Source organism: Streptomyces sp. TOM-9 (assembly GCF_056858595.1).
In genome coordinates, this window is the sequence record NZ_JBXEQB010000001.1 from 7,320,522 (window position 1) to 7,334,218 (window position 13,697).

The following is a 13,697-nucleotide window of genomic DNA, read 5'->3' on the forward strand; positions in this document are numbered from 1 at the left end:
TCAGGACGGCTGGTCTGCCGACAGCGCGGTGACGGCTACGACACCGTCGCACTCGGCGAACACCCCGTCGTCCAGGGCGACCTGGTGCCTGCCCGCCCCGCCGGGCAGCCCCAGCACCATCGTCGGGTACTGCACCGGCGCCTCCCCCGAGACGCAGGAGCCGTCGCCCTCGCCCTGGACCTGGTGGAACATCAGCTTCACCCACGCGCGGCCGCCCGGCGCCAGCCTGACGGGTGCGGCCGCACCGGTGTGCCGCACCGTCAGCGGCACGTTCATCTCCGGGGAGCCGTTGGCCGCCCCGGCCACCGTCGGGAAGCCCTCGACGACGCAGGGCGCGCCGGAGGTGTTGGTGAAGCCGACCACCGCCGCCCCGGTGCCCGTGCCCTGGGGGCGTACGGCGGCCTGGTGCGCCGCGGTCGCCTCCAGGTCCTCCGCGCCGCAGCGGTCCGCGGGGCCCACCGTGGAACCTGACGAGGGGGCGGAGGATCCGGTGCCCCCGGGCTCCGGGGACGTGCTGGAGACCGGGAGGGTGTCGCCCGCGGTCCCTGACGGTGCGGCGGTCGACCGGGCGGTCGACCGGGCGGTCGACGGAGCGGTCGGCGAGGGCGCGCCGCCCGCGACGTCGTCATCTCCCCGGCACCCCGTCAGCAGCACCGCCGCCGTTGCTGCCAGAGCCACCGCGATCGTGGCCCGCCTCGTGTTCCTGCGCTCCATGACGTCCCCCTGGTCGTTCCGCTGTCCCGCTGTTCGGCCGTCCCGTTGTTGCACCCCGGCCCACGACCGGCGTTCGCCGCGGAACACGAGGCCGTGCCGCGCCCGGGTTCCGTGCGTACACGCCTGGTACGGAACGGTGACGCCACGGAGTCGTCCGGGCCGCGGAGTTCCGGTCGCCGGAATGCGGTGGACCGCCCCGAGTCCGGGCAGGAGCAGAGGTACGACTCGACAGGGGAGGAGAGCCGTCAGATGACCAACGACCGGACCCGGAACCGGAGGACGACCCTGCGCGCGCGAGCCGCGACGCTCGCCCTGGCCGTTGCCGCGTCGCTGTCGGCGTGCAGCGGCTCCGGCGGTGGGCCCCACGCCGCGGAGCCGCGGCCGGCGATCGCCGTCGCCCCCGCCTCCGGCGGGCGTGCCGTGCCCGTCGACCGCAGGGTCACCGTGCGGACCACCGCCGCGCGGATCGACTCCGTACGCGTCACCGCCGCCGGCCCCGGGCCGCTGCGCGGCACGCTCGCGTCCTCCAAGGAGAGCTGGACCTCGGCAGGCCGGCTGGCGCCCGGCGTGACGTACGACGTGCTCGTCCGTGCCACCGCCTCCGACGGCAAGCGGCTGACGGAGCACACCACCTTCACCACCGCCGAGCCCGCGCGCACCTTCGTGGGGGAGTACCACCCGGACAAGGGCACCACGGTCGGCGTCGCCATGCCCGTGTCGATCGTGTTCAACAAGCCGATACGCGACCGCGCGGCCGTCGAGCGCAAGCTCGGCGTCACCGCGAGCCCGGCCGTGGACGGGGCCTGGAGCTGGATGAAGGACTGGAGCGGCCGCGACCGCGTCGACTACCGCCCGCGCACCTACTGGAAGCCCGGCACCGAGGTCACGCTCCGCATGGACCTCGACGGAGTCGACGCGGGCGGCGGCCTCTACGGCACGCAGAACCGGGTCGTCCGCTTCCGGATAGGGCACTCGGTCGTCACCACGGTCGACACCGCCCGCAAGACCCTCACCCTGCGACGCGACGGCGCGGTCCTGCGCACCCTCCCCGTCTCCACCGGCAAGTCAGGCTTCGAGACGTGGAACGGCACCATGGTCGTCCTGGAGAAGACGCCGAGCATCACCATGAACTCCCGTACCGTGCGCATCTTCGGTCCCGAGGCGTACAACCTGAAGGACGTGAAGTGGGACGTCCGGCTCACCACGTCGGGCACCTTCGCGCACGCCGCGCCCTGGAACGAGGGCAAGTTCGGCCGCGTCAACGGCAGTCACGGCTGCATAGGGCTGAGCACGACCGACGCCAAGTGGTTCTACGAGCACGTGTCACCGGGCGATCCGGTGACCGTCGTCCACTCCACCGACACCGTCCAGGTCAACAACGGCTACGGCGCCTGGAACGCGAACTGGGCGGACTGGCGGGCGGGGAGCGCCCTGTGACCGCCGCCCGCTGAGGTCAGGGCGTCACCCACCCCGCCACGAGGACCGCCGGGAAGAGCCGGTGGACGGCGAGGAAGCCGAACGGGCGCAGGAAGCCGACGCGTACGCGCCTGGCCTGCTGGGCCTGCCCGGGAGCGCTGCCGGCGATCAGGGAGACGGCCGTGACGGCGGCGGCGCGGAAGCCCTTGGCGCTGAAGGTCGCCGTGGCCGCCTGCTTCGCCGCGCCGACGGCCAGGGGCTGCGCGCTGATGCCGGGGAAGTGCCCGGTGCCGCTGTCCCGGGCCGTGGCGAGCCCGAACAGCGCGGCGCGGTCGAGGAGGTCGTGCTCGGCGGCGACGGTGAACGGCACCGTGGTCAGGTCGAGTGCGGGCGCCGGGTCGAAGCTCGTGACGTCCTCGACCACGACCCCCGGCCCGGGGTGCCCGTACGGCAGCAGGTTGCCGGGCAGCACCGGGTACGTCCCGCCGAGGGCGGCCACGCCGGCGGCGATCACCTCGCCGGGGGCGACGTGGTCGGGGCCGAGCAGGAGGTGGACCTCGATCCCGTTGGTGCCGTTCACCTTCGCCATGGTCAGCGGACCGAAGGGGGTGGTCGCGACGCCGGCCATGTCCAGGTGCGGCGAGCTGCGGAAGAGCGTCCCCGTGTGGTGGTCCTGGAAGGGCTCGGCCCAGTCGGTGCGCAGGGCCAGGGCGTTCGCGAGCAGCAGGAGGGTGTTCCGGTCGACGGAGACCGGCATCCTGGGGACCATGCCGTGGGTGCGCTCCGCCGCCCAGGTGTCCAGGGTCTTGCGGTCGGTCTCGGTGTCGCCGCTGAAGTGCCCGTGGGCGCCGGCCGGGAGCAGCGGGAGCCAGCCGGGCGCGAGCGGCAGGGAGGAGCGGGTCCACAGGCCCACGGCGGTGTCGACGCCGTCCATCGCGTCCAGCCGCGCGAGCAGCCGTCCCGAGGCGGCGGCCGCCGTCGTGGCGTCCGTGCCGACGGCCTGTTCCAGTTCGGTGCGGGCGGGGCCCGCGGCACCCGCGGCGAGCAGGGCCAGCAGCGGCCAGACTCCCGCTGCGGAAAGGACCGTCGCCCCGGCCGGGCCGGCGCCCAGGGTCTCCCGGGCCCATCGCGCGGTCAGTGCGTTGACCGCGCCCACCAGCATCCGGTCGTCCATGTCCCCCACCCCGTCGGCCTCGTCCGCGTCAGGCGATCATCCCAGCGAACGGTGGGGCGGCCAAGTAACCGGCGTGACCCCGCGCGACACGATGCGGCGCGCACAAGTGAGCCCGCGCTCACCGCGCGGGCTCGTCGGCTACAGTTCCACGACCTACGAGGTGGGACTCCCTTCGCCGGCATGGTCCGGATCAGGTGCTAGGGGTCGCTCTCCGGTCTCAAAACCTCTTCCCGGACCTTCGAGCCTCTCAGCCCGGCCGTTGTACCCGGTTCCGGTGGAAGCCGCTGCTTCCTGCTCCGGCTCCGGTGCTACCGGACTCCCTCGCTCGCCCCGTAGGCCACTTCCACTGTACTCAGAGCGAAAGCGGACCACCAGGGGCAAATACCTCCAATTCATGATTTTCTCCATGTAATTCCGCCTCTCGCGCCTCCTGTGCCCCTGCTCTCCCGTCCGCGACACGACTGTCATCGAGGAGCCGTTGTGCGATCCGTTGACGCGGCCGCGCGGCGCCCCTACCGTCACTTGGCGCACCACCCAATGAACGACAGTTCACTGTGCGAACGGAACTGATCAGATCAGGGAGTGCCCATGCGTCGCACCTTTCCCCTGCTCCTGTCGGCGGCAGCGCTCCTCGCCGCCGGACTCACCGCCTGCGGCGACTCCGACGACTCCGCCGGCAAGGGCGGTCCCTCCGGTTCCGGCGGAGGCGCACGGAGCGTCACGGTCGGCGCCATCGCCATCGTCGACACCGCACCGGTGTACCTCGCCCAGAGCCAGGGCTTCTTCAAGAAGCACGGCATCGACGCGAAGATCACCTCGGTGCAGGGCGGCGCCGCCAGCATCACCGGCGTGATGGGCGGCCAGTTCGCCTTCGGCTTCGCCAACACCACCTCCCTGCTCACGGCCCAGCAGCAGGGCCTGCCGCTCAAGGTCGTCGCCAACGGCGTCGCCTCCACCGGGGAGCGGGACACCGACTACAGCGCCGTCCTCGTCCCGGCCGGCAGCCCGGTCAAGTCCGCCAAGGACCTCGCGGGCAAGACCGTCGCCGTCAACCAGTTGAAGAACATCGGCGACACGACCGTGCGCGCCGCCGTGCGCAAGGACGGCGGTGACGCCTCCAAGGTGGAGTTCGTCGAGATCCCCTTCCCCGACATGCCGGCCGCCCTGTCCAAGGGCCGGGTCGACGCGGTCTGGGAGGTCGAGCCCTTCGTCACCCAGGCCACCGGGCAGGGGGCCCGCGCCGTCGCCTGGCCCTACGCCGACGCCGCGCCGGACCTCACCGTGGCCATGTACTTCACCACCCAGCAGACGCTCCAGAAGGACCCCGAGCTGGCGAAGGACTTCACCGCCGCCATGAACGAGGCCCTCGCCTACGCCGACGCCCACCCCGACGCCGTGCGCGAGATCCTCAAGTCGTACACCTCGATCCCCGCCGAGGCGATCGCGAAGATCAAGCTCCCCCAGTGGCCGACGGAGATCAACCGGGAGTCCGTGCAGACCGTCGCCGACGACGCCCGCCAGGACGGCACGCTCACCAAGGACGCCGACCTGGCGGCCCTCCTGCCATGAGGGGACGCGACGCCGCGTACGGAGCGGCCGGCCTCGCGGTGCTGTTCGGCACCGCCGAGGCCGTACCGCGGCTCGGCTTGGTCTCCCGGGACTTCCTGCCCCCGGCGAGCGAGATCCTGCGCACCCTCGGCCACGAACTGACCACCCGCCAACTCTGGTCGGCGCTCGGCGACACCATGAGCGCCTGGGCCCTGGGTCTGGCCATCGCGTTCGTCCTCGCCGTCGCGCTCGGCACCCTCATCGACGCCGTCCCGGGCGCCCGCGCCGCCACCGCCTCCACCGTCGAGTTCCTCCGCCCCATCCCCTCCGTGGCGCTCATCCCGCTCGCCACCCTGCTCTTCGGCGCCGACCTCGGCTCCAGTCTCCTGCTGGTCGTGTACGCCGCCTTCTGGCAGGCGCTCATCCAAGTGCTGTACGGCGTCGCCGACGTCGACCCGGTCGCCCGCGAGACCGCCCGCTCCTACCGCCTCGGCCACTGGACGACGCTGCGCCGCCTCGTCTGGCCCACCGCGCTCCCGTACGTCATGACCGGGTTGCGGCTCGCCGCCTCGGTCGCCTTCATCCTCGCCGTCACCGCCGAACTGGTCATCGGCAGCCCCGGGCTCGGACTGCGCATCCAGCTCGCCCAGTCCGGCGGCGCCGTCGCCACCGTGTACGCCCTGATCACCCTCGCCGGGATCATCGGTGTCGTCGTCAACCTCGCCGTACGCCGCCTGGAGCGGTGGCTGCTGGCCTGGCACCCCTCCGTGCGCGGGGAGGCCGCCGCATGAGCCGCCTCGCACGCCTCCTGCTCGGGGCCCTGCGGGTGCTGGGACTGCCCGCCCTCCTCGTCCTCGGCTGGTGGGCGTGGAGCGTGTGGCGGCCCAGCTTCTACGTGCCCTCGCCGCAGCGCATCGCCGCCGTCTTCGGCGACGTGTGGCTCACCGCGCGCCTGACCGACGACGTCCTGCCCAGCCTTGCCCGGCTCCTCGCCGGGTACGCGCTCGCCGCGCTGCTCGGCGTCGCCCTCGGCACCGCCGTCGGCCTCTCGGCCCGGCTGCGCGCCGCCACCGAACCCGCGCTGGAGTTCTTCCGGGCGATCCCGCCACCTGTGCTCGTGCCCCTGATCATGCTCGTCGCCGGGCTCGACACCACCATGAAGGTCCTCGTCATCGTCTCCGGCGCGATCTGGCCCGTCCTGCTCAACACCATCGAGGGCGTCCGCGCCGTGGACGAGGTGCTCGCCGACACCGCCCGCGTCTACGGTCTGCGCGGCCCCGCCCGGCTGCGGCGCCTCGTCCTGCCCGCCGCGAGCCCGCAGATCATGGCGGGACTGCGGCAGGCGCTGTCGCTGGCCATCATCCTCATGGTCATCGCGGAGATGTTCGCCAGCACCTCGGGCATCGGCCACTCGGTCGTGCTGTTCCAGCGGCAGTTCCAGATCCCCGAGATGTGGAGCGGCATCGTGCTGCTCGGCCTGGTCGGCTTCCTGCTCTCGCTCGCCTTCCGCGCCCTCGAGCGCCGGGTCCTGCACTGGCACCAACGGGAGACACATGCTTGAGATCACCGGACTGCGCAAGGTGTACGAGGGCCGCGGCCGCGGCCGCGTCGTCGAGGCGCTGCGCGGCATCGACCTCACCGTCGAGCGCGGCGAACTCGTCTGCGTCGTGGGCCCGTCCGGCTGCGGCAAGACCACCCTGCTCAAATGCGTCGCCGGACTCCTGACGCCCACCGCGGGCCAGGTCCGGCTCGCCGGGCGCGTCGTCGACGGGCCGCCACCCGGCATGGCGGTGGTCTTCCAGGAGTACGGCCGCAGCCTCTTCCCCTGGCTGACCGTCTGTCAGAACGTCGAACTCCCGCTCCGCGAGAAGCGCGTGCCCCGCCCGCGCCGCACCGCCCTCGTCCAGCAGGCGCTCGCCGCCGTCGGCCTGGCCGACGCGGGCGCCGCCCACCCCTGGCAGTTGTCCGGAGGCATGCAGCAACGCGTCGCCATCGCCCGCGCCGTCGCCTACGAGCCCCAGGTCCTGCTCATGGACGAGCCCTTCGCCGCCGTGGACGCCCAGACCCGCGCCGACCTCGAGGACCTCCTCCTCGGGCTCTGGCACCGCCTCGGCATCACCACGATGCTCGTCACCCACGACATCGACGAGGCCGTCTACCTCGCCCGCCGTGTCGTCGTCCTCTCCGCCGCGCCCACCGTCGTCCAGGAGGACCTGCACGTCGACCTCCCCCACGACCGCGACCAGATCATCACCCGCTCCGACCCCCGCTTCGCCGAACTGCGCGCCCACGTCTACGGGCACATCCGTGCCGCCAAGACGGGTCCGGGTCGGCCGCCCGCGGGCACCATGAAGACATGAGACGGTCCACGGCCGCGCTCGGCAGCGCGGTCTTCCTCCTCGCCGCGCCCGGCGTCGTGGCGGGGCTCGTCCCCTGGTGGCTGACCGGGTACGCGTCCGGCGACGGCCCCTGGCCGGTACGGGCCGCCGGCGGCCTGCTCGCCCTCGCCGGCGCGGCGGTCCTCCTGCACGGCTTCGCCCGCTTCGTCCGCGAGGGGCTCGGCACGCCCGCGCCCGTGGCCCCCACCGAACGCCTCGTCACCGGCGGCGCGTACGCCCGGGTCCGCAACCCCATGTACCTCGCCGTCGTGGCGCTCGTCGCCGGGCAGGGACTACTGCTCCTGCGGCCCGTCCTGTTCCTCTACGCCGCCGCCGTGTGGCTGACGGTCGCCGCGTTCGTCCGCTGGTACGAGGAGCCGACGCTGCGCGCGGCCCACGGCGAGGCGTACGAGGCGTACCGGCGGGCCGTGCCCGCGTGGCTGCCGCGGTTCTCTCAGACCCGGTCGAAGGGCTCCGCGTAGCGGAACTCCCCGCTGACCGAAGGGGTGTAGGCGGACAGCGGGCGCACCTGGAAGTACGGTCCCCAGGCCGGTTCGGGCGGCGTGATCCGGTAGTCCGTGCTCGCCCGGAAGCCGTACCGGCCGTAGTAGTCCGGGCTGCCCAGCAGGGCCACGAGCGGTTCCCCGAGGGCGTCCGCCGCGCCCAGCACGGTGTGCACCAGCGCCAGGCCGACGCCCTTGCGCTGGTACTCCGGCGCGACGCTCAACGGGCCCAGACCGAGCACGGGCGTGCGGCCGGCGTGCGCCCGCGTGCAGACGACATGGCCGACGACGCTCTCGCCGTCGGCGTCCACGGCGACCAGGGACAGCTCCGGCAGCCAGGCGTCGCACTTCCGCAACTCGGCCAGCAGCGTGACCTCGACGGGGACGGGATGCTCCGCCGAGGCGAACGCCTCCGCGGTGAGTGCCTGCACGGCCGGGACGTCGTCGGGGGTCTCACGTCGAATCAGCACCCGGGCAGTCTGGACGCCCCGCCCCCGCCCGGCAAGCGCATTTCGAGCGCGGCCACTCCGTTGGCCGTCCTTCCGGGGTGCCCAGGGCGGTTCGCGGCGGCCCGGCGCGCGGGCGGCCGCGCATACCGCGTGGTCAGGGGGGTGCCGCGGCGGTCGTCGTCGACCGGGCCACGCGACGCGCCCGCCCGCTCGGCGGGTTGACGCATGTGCGCGCCGACGCCCGCCGGTTCGGGTAGGGATGCCCCGGCCGCGGGGCGGACGGCCTTGTGCACCGTGTCGCGGTGGCGAAGGGGTTTGGGTGGTCGACGGCTCCGGTGACGCCGCGAACGGACGGGGCGTCGTGCCGGTTCGGCTGTGCGCAGGCATCCGCCGCGCCGGGTGGGAGGTCCGGCTCACGCCGTGGTCATGGCGGACCCCGCGCCCGCGCCGCCCTCACGTGCGCCCGGCGGCGCGCAGCCGCGGTCGACGGATGGGGCCAGGGGCGCGCCCCGCTGTACGTGTCCCGCAGTGGCCGGGCCGTGCCCGGATCGTCACCGCCGCCGGCACGAGCGTACCGCGCCGCCGCGTGCGACCGGCTCCGTGTCGGCTTGGGCGGATATGCGGTTGCGGGGGAGGGGCCGCGCGGCAACGAGGCGTGGCCATGTGGCACTTCCCTTGCCGTCCCGGCCCGGTACGTGTCCCGCAGTGGCCGGGCCGCGCCCGGGTCGTCACCGCCGCCGGCGCGGCCGTGCCGCGCCGCCGCGTGCGACCGGCTCCGTGACGGCCCGGGCGGATACGCGGGTGCGGGGGAGGGGCCGCGCGGCAACGGGGCCTGGACATGGGGCACTTCCCGGGCCCGGGCCGCGCCCGGGTCGTCACCGCCCCCCGCCACGAGCGTGCCGCGCCGTCGCGTCAGACCGGCTCCGTGTCGGCCGGGGCCGATACGCGGGGGCCGGGGAGGGTGCCAGGGAAGGGGCCGCGCAGCAAGGAGGCCAGGCCGTGGGCGAGTTCCTCGCGCCAGCACAGGTAGTCGTGGCCGCCGTTGTACTCGTGGTGTGCCACCTCGTAGCCCTGGGCCAGCAGGGTGTCCCGCAGCCGCCGGACCACGGCCGTCAGGCCCCATTCCTGCAGGCCCGCCGACAGGTGGAACCGCACCGGTCTTCGCGCCAGCGACGCCACGCGCCCGGTCAGCCACTCCTCGGGCAGGGCTCCCGCGCGGCGCCCGGCCGGCCACCAGAAGGCGCCGGACTGGGCGAGCACGTTCCCGAACCGCTCGGGCCGGCGCAACGCCGCGTACGCGGCGGCCAGCCCGCCGAGGCCCTGGCCGGCCACGACCGTGCGCGCCGGGTCGCCGCTGACCGGCCACCGACGCGCGGCCCAGGGCAGCAGTTCACGCGTCAGGAAGGCCACGAAGCGGTCGTCGCAGGTGAGTTCGCGGCGCCGGGTGTCGCTGTCCAGCGCGTCCGGCATCAGCGCGACGAGCGGGGGAAGCGCGCCGGCCGCCACGAGCCCGTCGAGCAGCGCCGAGACGTCGAGGTGCTGCTGCCACACGTCCCCGTCGAGCAGCACCACCACCGGCAGCCCGGCGAGGTCCTCGTAGCCGGACGGGGCGTAGGCCCACACACGGCGCCAGTTGCGCAGGTGCGCGCTGCGCATGGTGTGGACGGAGACCTCGCCCACCGGCGTCCCGGGCCGGTTCCGCCCCACGCCGAGCGGTGCCGGTGCCGCGGGGAGGGCGACCACCGACAGCGGCTCGGTGCCCCAGCGGGTGGGGAAGTCCGCCCGGTTGAGCGGGTCGCGCCGCGGGCTCCGCCGCAGCCCGCGCAGGTACGCCTGGCCCTTGGGCCCCGACGGGGCCACGCCCGCGCCGTCGCCCTCGTCCACGCAGAGCGCGTACGTGGCGCGCCAGTCGGCCCGCATCCTTATCGTCCAGTGCCACACGTCCGTGCCCGGCACGCGCGACATCAGGTTGCCGGCCAGGTCGTCAGGGTCGAGCACCTGGTTGGGCAGGGCCAGTACGGCGCGCGTCGCGGCCGTGCCGCGCCACAGGAAGGTGACCGCGGCGTGCCCGGGGTCGCCGTCCAGGCGCTCCACCAGCGGTGTCCCCTCGGCCTCCACGGCCCGCCAGAACTCGGCCTCGCGCTCGGGGCGGGCGGCGAGCGCCGCCAGCCGCGGACTGTGCGCGCGTTCGACCGGGGCGGGACGCGGAACGCGGGGCGCACGCGAGGGCGTGCCGTTCGGCGGGCTCCACAGCGTGGACAGCATGATCGGCAAACCCTCCCGGACCTGTCCGACGGCAAAAGAAGGCCAAAATGACGTTCACCATATATTGAAGTCCGCACGCGGCCCGTTCCGTGAGGTCCAAACCCCTGACGGCGCAGGCCGAAAGGGGGTTCCATGTCCTCACCCGACCACCGGTGACAGAGAGAGGGACCTCTTGGCCACCACCGTGCGACGCACCACCCTCACCCTCCCGGCCAGCCCGCTCGGCCCGGAGAACCCCCTGCCCGCGCTCCGCGCGTCCGGGGACCCGCACGTCCTCGACCCCGCCGAGAGCGCCGCGCTCCCGACCGGCATGGCCCGGCGCATCGCCTACGGGCAACTGCGCACCCTGCTCCCCGTACCGCGTCTCGACGGCTACACCCGCGAACGCGTGCCCACCGCGCTGGACGCGGTCGTCCTGGAGAACGACCGGCTGCGCGCCACCGTCCTGCCCGGTCTCGGCGGCCGCCTGTACGCGCTGCACCACAAGCCCACGGGCCGTGAACTGCTGCACGCCGACCCCGTCCTGCAGTACGCCGACTTCGGCCTCGCCGGCGCCTGGTTCTCCGGCGGCGTCGAATGGAACCCCGGCGCCACCGGGCACACCACGCTCAGCTGTGCCCCGCTCCACGCCGCCCGCGTCCCCGCCCCCGACGGCGGCGAGATGCTCCGCCTCTGGGAGTGGGAGCGGCTGCGCGACCTGCCGTTCCAGATCGACCTGTGGCTCCCCGAGGGCTCCGACTTCCTCTACGCGGGGGTACGCGTCCGCAATCCTCACCACCGGACCGTTCCCCTCTACTGGTGGTCCAACACCGCCGTACCCCAGACACCTGGCACCCGCGTCGTCGCACCCGCCACCCACGCCTGGCACTTCGGCGCCTCCCGCACCCTCCAGCGGGTGCCCGCCCCCGAGGCGCCCACCGCCTCCGAGCACCCCGCGGACTGGTTCTACGACCTGCCCGACGGCACCCGCCCCTGGATCGCCGCCCTCGACACCGACGGCCGCGGCCTCGTGCAGACCTCCACCGACGCCCTCGGCGGCCGCAAGCTCTTCGTCTGGGGCCGGGGCCCCGGCGGACGCCGCTGGCAACGCTGGCTCGCCGGGGACGAGGGCGACGCCCCGGGCTACCTGGAGATCCAGGCCGGACTCGCCCCCACCCAGCTGGAACACCTCCCCCTGGCCCCGGGTGCCGCCGTGAGCTGGCTGGAGGCCTACGGCCCGCTGGAGACCGCTCCCGGCGCCGGCTCCCGCGCCGTGGCGGAACGGCTGGAGGCGGTCCTGCCGCGCGAACACCTGCGCGCCGCCCACGAGGCGTGGCTGCCCGCCGCGGACACCGAGCCCAAGGACGTCCTCGCCACCGGCTCCGGCTGGGGTGCGCTGGAGGTCACCCGCGGCCGCTTCGACCTGCCCGGCACGCCCTTCGCCGCCGACACCATGGGCGCGCGGCAGAAGCCCTGGCTGGAACTCCTGCTCGCCGGGGTCTTTCCACGGCTCGGCGAGGACTTGGTCCCCGGCCCCGCGCTCGTCTCCCCGGAGTGGCGGGAACTGCTGGAGACCGCGGCCACCTACGAGGGCAACGGCTGGGCCCTGGACTACCACTTGGGCCTCGCCCAGTGGCACGCCGGTGACCGCGCCCAGGCCGTGCTCAGCTGGGAGCGGGCCGCCGCGGGGTCGGGTTCGTGCCTGCCGCTGCACTGCCTGGCCGTCGCCGACCAGACCGACGGCAATCCGGAGCGCGCCGCCCAGCGCCACCTCGACGCCTTCCGGGCCGTCCCCGGGGGTGACGCCTGGGCCGCCGCCGCGGGCGCCCTGGCCCGCGAGGCGGTACCGGCCCTCCTGGCCGCCCGCCGCCCCGGCGACGCCGCCGCCGTGCTGGAAGCCCTGCCCGGCGCCCTCCGCGCCCGGGGCCGTTTCCGGCTGCTGCACGCCCAAGTCCTGCTCGCCGCGGGCGACATCGCGGCCGCGCGGGCCGTCTTCGACGAGGGCTTCACCGTCGACGACCTCAGGGAGGGGGAGGAGTCGCTGCACACCACCTGGCAGGCCCTCACCGACGAACCGCTGCCCCGGGCGTACGACTTCCGCATGGCACCGGCACCCTGAAAAACCGTTCGCCCGCGACGCGCGGCACCCCGCACAGTGGTGCGATCCACGCACCACCACGAGGGGGAACCCGATGTCGACGCTGCGCGTCACGGCCGAACGGCTCACCGTCCACGACCACCCGAACGCGGACGCCCTGGAACTCGCCCAGGTCGGCCTCTACCGGGCGGTCGTGGCCAAGGGCGCCTACCGGACCGGCGACTTCGCGCTGTACATCCCCGAGCAGTCCGTGCTGCCTTCCGCGCTCATCGACGAGCTCGGCCTGACCGGACGGCTCGCCGGCCCCGCGGCCGACCGCGTCAAGGCGGTGCGGCTGCGCGGCGAGCTGTCCCAGGGCATCGTCTGCCGCCCGGCCGCGCTCGAGGGCACGGACCTGGCGCGGGCCGCCGGCGACGCCACCGACTTCGCGGAGCTGCTCGGCATCACCAAGTGGGTGCCGCCGGTCCCGGTGTCGATGAGCGGCGACGTGGAGTCCGCGCCGGACCTGCTGCCGTGGATCGACATCGAGAACGTCAAGCGCCACCCCGGGGTGTTCGGCGCGGGCGAGCCGGTCGCGATCACCGAGAAGCTCCACGGAACGGCCTGCTGCCTGACCTACCTCGCCGACCCGGGACGCGTGCTGGTCACCTCCAAGGGGCTGGGCGCCCAGCGCCTCGCCCTGAAGGAGGCCGACGGCAACCTCTACTGGCGCGCCGTCCGCGGACACGGCCTGCCCGAGGTCGCCGCGGCCCTCGCCGGCCGGCTCGGCGCCACCCGCGTGGCGATCTTCGGCGAGGTCTACGGCGCCGGTGTCCAGGACCTCGGCTACGGCGCCGACGCGGGCCGCGACACGCCCGGCTACGCGGCCTTCGACGTCGCCGCCGAGATCGACGGGGCGGTCCGCTGGTTCGACCCCGCCGAGGTACTCCCGGCCGGGAGCGTGCCGCTGGTGCCCACGCTCTACCGGGGCCCGTACGACCTCGACGTCGTCCTGGAGCTCGCGCGGGGCGCCGAGACCGTCTCCGGCCGCGCCCTGCACCTGCGCGAGGGCGTCGTGGTCCGGGCGGCCCCCGACCGGCACAGCCCCGAGCTCGGCGGACGCGCCGTCCTCAAGACGGTCAGCGACGCCTACCTCACCCGCAAGGGCGGCACCGAGTACGAGTGACACCCGCG

12 protein-coding genes are annotated in these 13,697 nt (G+C 74.4%); 8 read left to right on the forward strand and 4 right to left on the reverse strand.

Annotation, left to right across the window (positions count from 1 at the left end; all coding sequences use genetic code 11):
* Entirely contained in the window at nucleotides 1–714 is a 714-nt protein-coding gene (locus tag AC1VWI_RS33940) for a DUF4232 domain-containing protein (protein WP_499514831.1), read from the reverse strand.
* A gap of 249 nt (nucleotides 715–963) precedes the next feature.
* Between AC1VWI_RS33940 and AC1VWI_RS33945 the strand changes: the two genes are divergently transcribed.
* Nucleotides 964–2,151, forward strand: coding sequence for a L,D-transpeptidase (locus tag AC1VWI_RS33945; RefSeq protein ID WP_499514832.1), 1,188 nt, complete (start codon nucleotides 964–966; stop codon nucleotides 2,149–2,151).
* 16 nt (nucleotides 2,152–2,167) lie between these two features.
* Here AC1VWI_RS33945 and AC1VWI_RS33950 read toward each other — a convergent pair whose 3' ends face one another.
* Complete coding sequence (locus tag AC1VWI_RS33950; RefSeq protein WP_499514833.1) at nucleotides 2,168–3,304, reverse strand: serpin family protein; 1,137 nt, start codon at nucleotides 3,302–3,304, stop codon at nucleotides 2,168–2,170.
* A gap of 588 nt (nucleotides 3,305–3,892) precedes the next feature.
* Here AC1VWI_RS33950 and AC1VWI_RS33955 point away from each other — a divergent pair.
* Genes AC1VWI_RS33955 through AC1VWI_RS33975 form a run of 5 tightly spaced genes read left to right on the forward strand, consistent with a single transcriptional unit; the run spans nucleotide 3,893 to nucleotide 7,712 of the window.
* Nucleotides 3,893–4,873, forward strand: a complete 981-nt coding sequence (locus AC1VWI_RS33955) for an ABC transporter substrate-binding protein (RefSeq protein ID WP_499514834.1) — start codon at nucleotides 3,893–3,895, stop codon at nucleotides 4,871–4,873.
* Entirely contained in the window at nucleotides 4,870–5,643 is a 774-nt protein-coding gene (locus AC1VWI_RS33960) for an ABC transporter permease (RefSeq protein WP_499514835.1), read from the forward strand. Before AC1VWI_RS33955 ends, AC1VWI_RS33960 begins: the two co-directional genes overlap by 4 nt.
* Nucleotides 5,640–6,413, forward strand: coding sequence for an ABC transporter permease (locus AC1VWI_RS33965; RefSeq protein ID WP_499514836.1), 774 nt, complete (start codon nucleotides 5,640–5,642; stop codon nucleotides 6,411–6,413). Before AC1VWI_RS33960 ends, AC1VWI_RS33965 begins: the two co-directional genes overlap by 4 nt.
* The gene (locus tag AC1VWI_RS33970) at nucleotides 6,406–7,212 is read left to right on the forward strand and encodes an ABC transporter ATP-binding protein (RefSeq protein ID WP_499514837.1); all 807 of its coding nucleotides are present in this window, start codon (nucleotides 6,406–6,408) and stop codon (nucleotides 7,210–7,212) included. Before AC1VWI_RS33965 ends, AC1VWI_RS33970 begins: the two co-directional genes overlap by 8 nt.
* Nucleotides 7,209–7,712, forward strand: coding sequence for a methyltransferase family protein (locus AC1VWI_RS33975; protein WP_499514838.1), 504 nt, complete (start codon nucleotides 7,209–7,211; stop codon nucleotides 7,710–7,712). The genes AC1VWI_RS33970 and AC1VWI_RS33975 overlap by 4 nt, the downstream gene beginning before the upstream one ends.
* Here AC1VWI_RS33975 and AC1VWI_RS33980 read toward each other — a convergent pair.
* Nucleotides 7,685–8,203 carry a GNAT family N-acetyltransferase gene (locus AC1VWI_RS33980; RefSeq protein WP_499514839.1) on the reverse strand — a complete coding sequence of 173 codons (519 nt, stop codon included), beginning with the start codon at nucleotides 8,201–8,203 and terminating at the stop codon, nucleotides 7,685–7,687. The genes AC1VWI_RS33975 and AC1VWI_RS33980 overlap by 28 nt on opposite strands.
* Nucleotides 8,204–9,094: 891 nt before the next feature.
* The gene (fes, locus tag AC1VWI_RS33985; RefSeq protein WP_499514840.1) at nucleotides 9,095–10,447 is read right to left on the reverse strand and encodes an enterochelin esterase; all 1,353 of its coding nucleotides are present in this window, start codon (nucleotides 10,445–10,447) and stop codon (nucleotides 9,095–9,097) included.
* Nucleotides 10,448–10,619: 172 nt separating this feature from the next.
* Here fes and AC1VWI_RS33990 point away from each other — a divergent pair, with 172 nt between their 5' ends.
* Together AC1VWI_RS33990 and AC1VWI_RS33995 are read left to right on the forward strand one after the other, a co-directional pair.
* Nucleotides 10,620–12,545 (forward strand): DUF5107 domain-containing protein, encoded by a 1,926-nt coding sequence (locus AC1VWI_RS33990; RefSeq protein ID WP_499514841.1) that lies wholly within the window; start codon nucleotides 10,620–10,622, stop codon nucleotides 12,543–12,545.
* A 73-nt stretch (nucleotides 12,546–12,618) separates the two neighbouring features.
* Nucleotides 12,619–13,689 (forward strand): RNA ligase (ATP), encoded by a 1,071-nt coding sequence (locus AC1VWI_RS33995; protein ID WP_499514842.1) that lies wholly within the window; start codon nucleotides 12,619–12,621, stop codon nucleotides 13,687–13,689.
* Nucleotides 13,690–13,697: the final 8 nt, after the last annotated feature.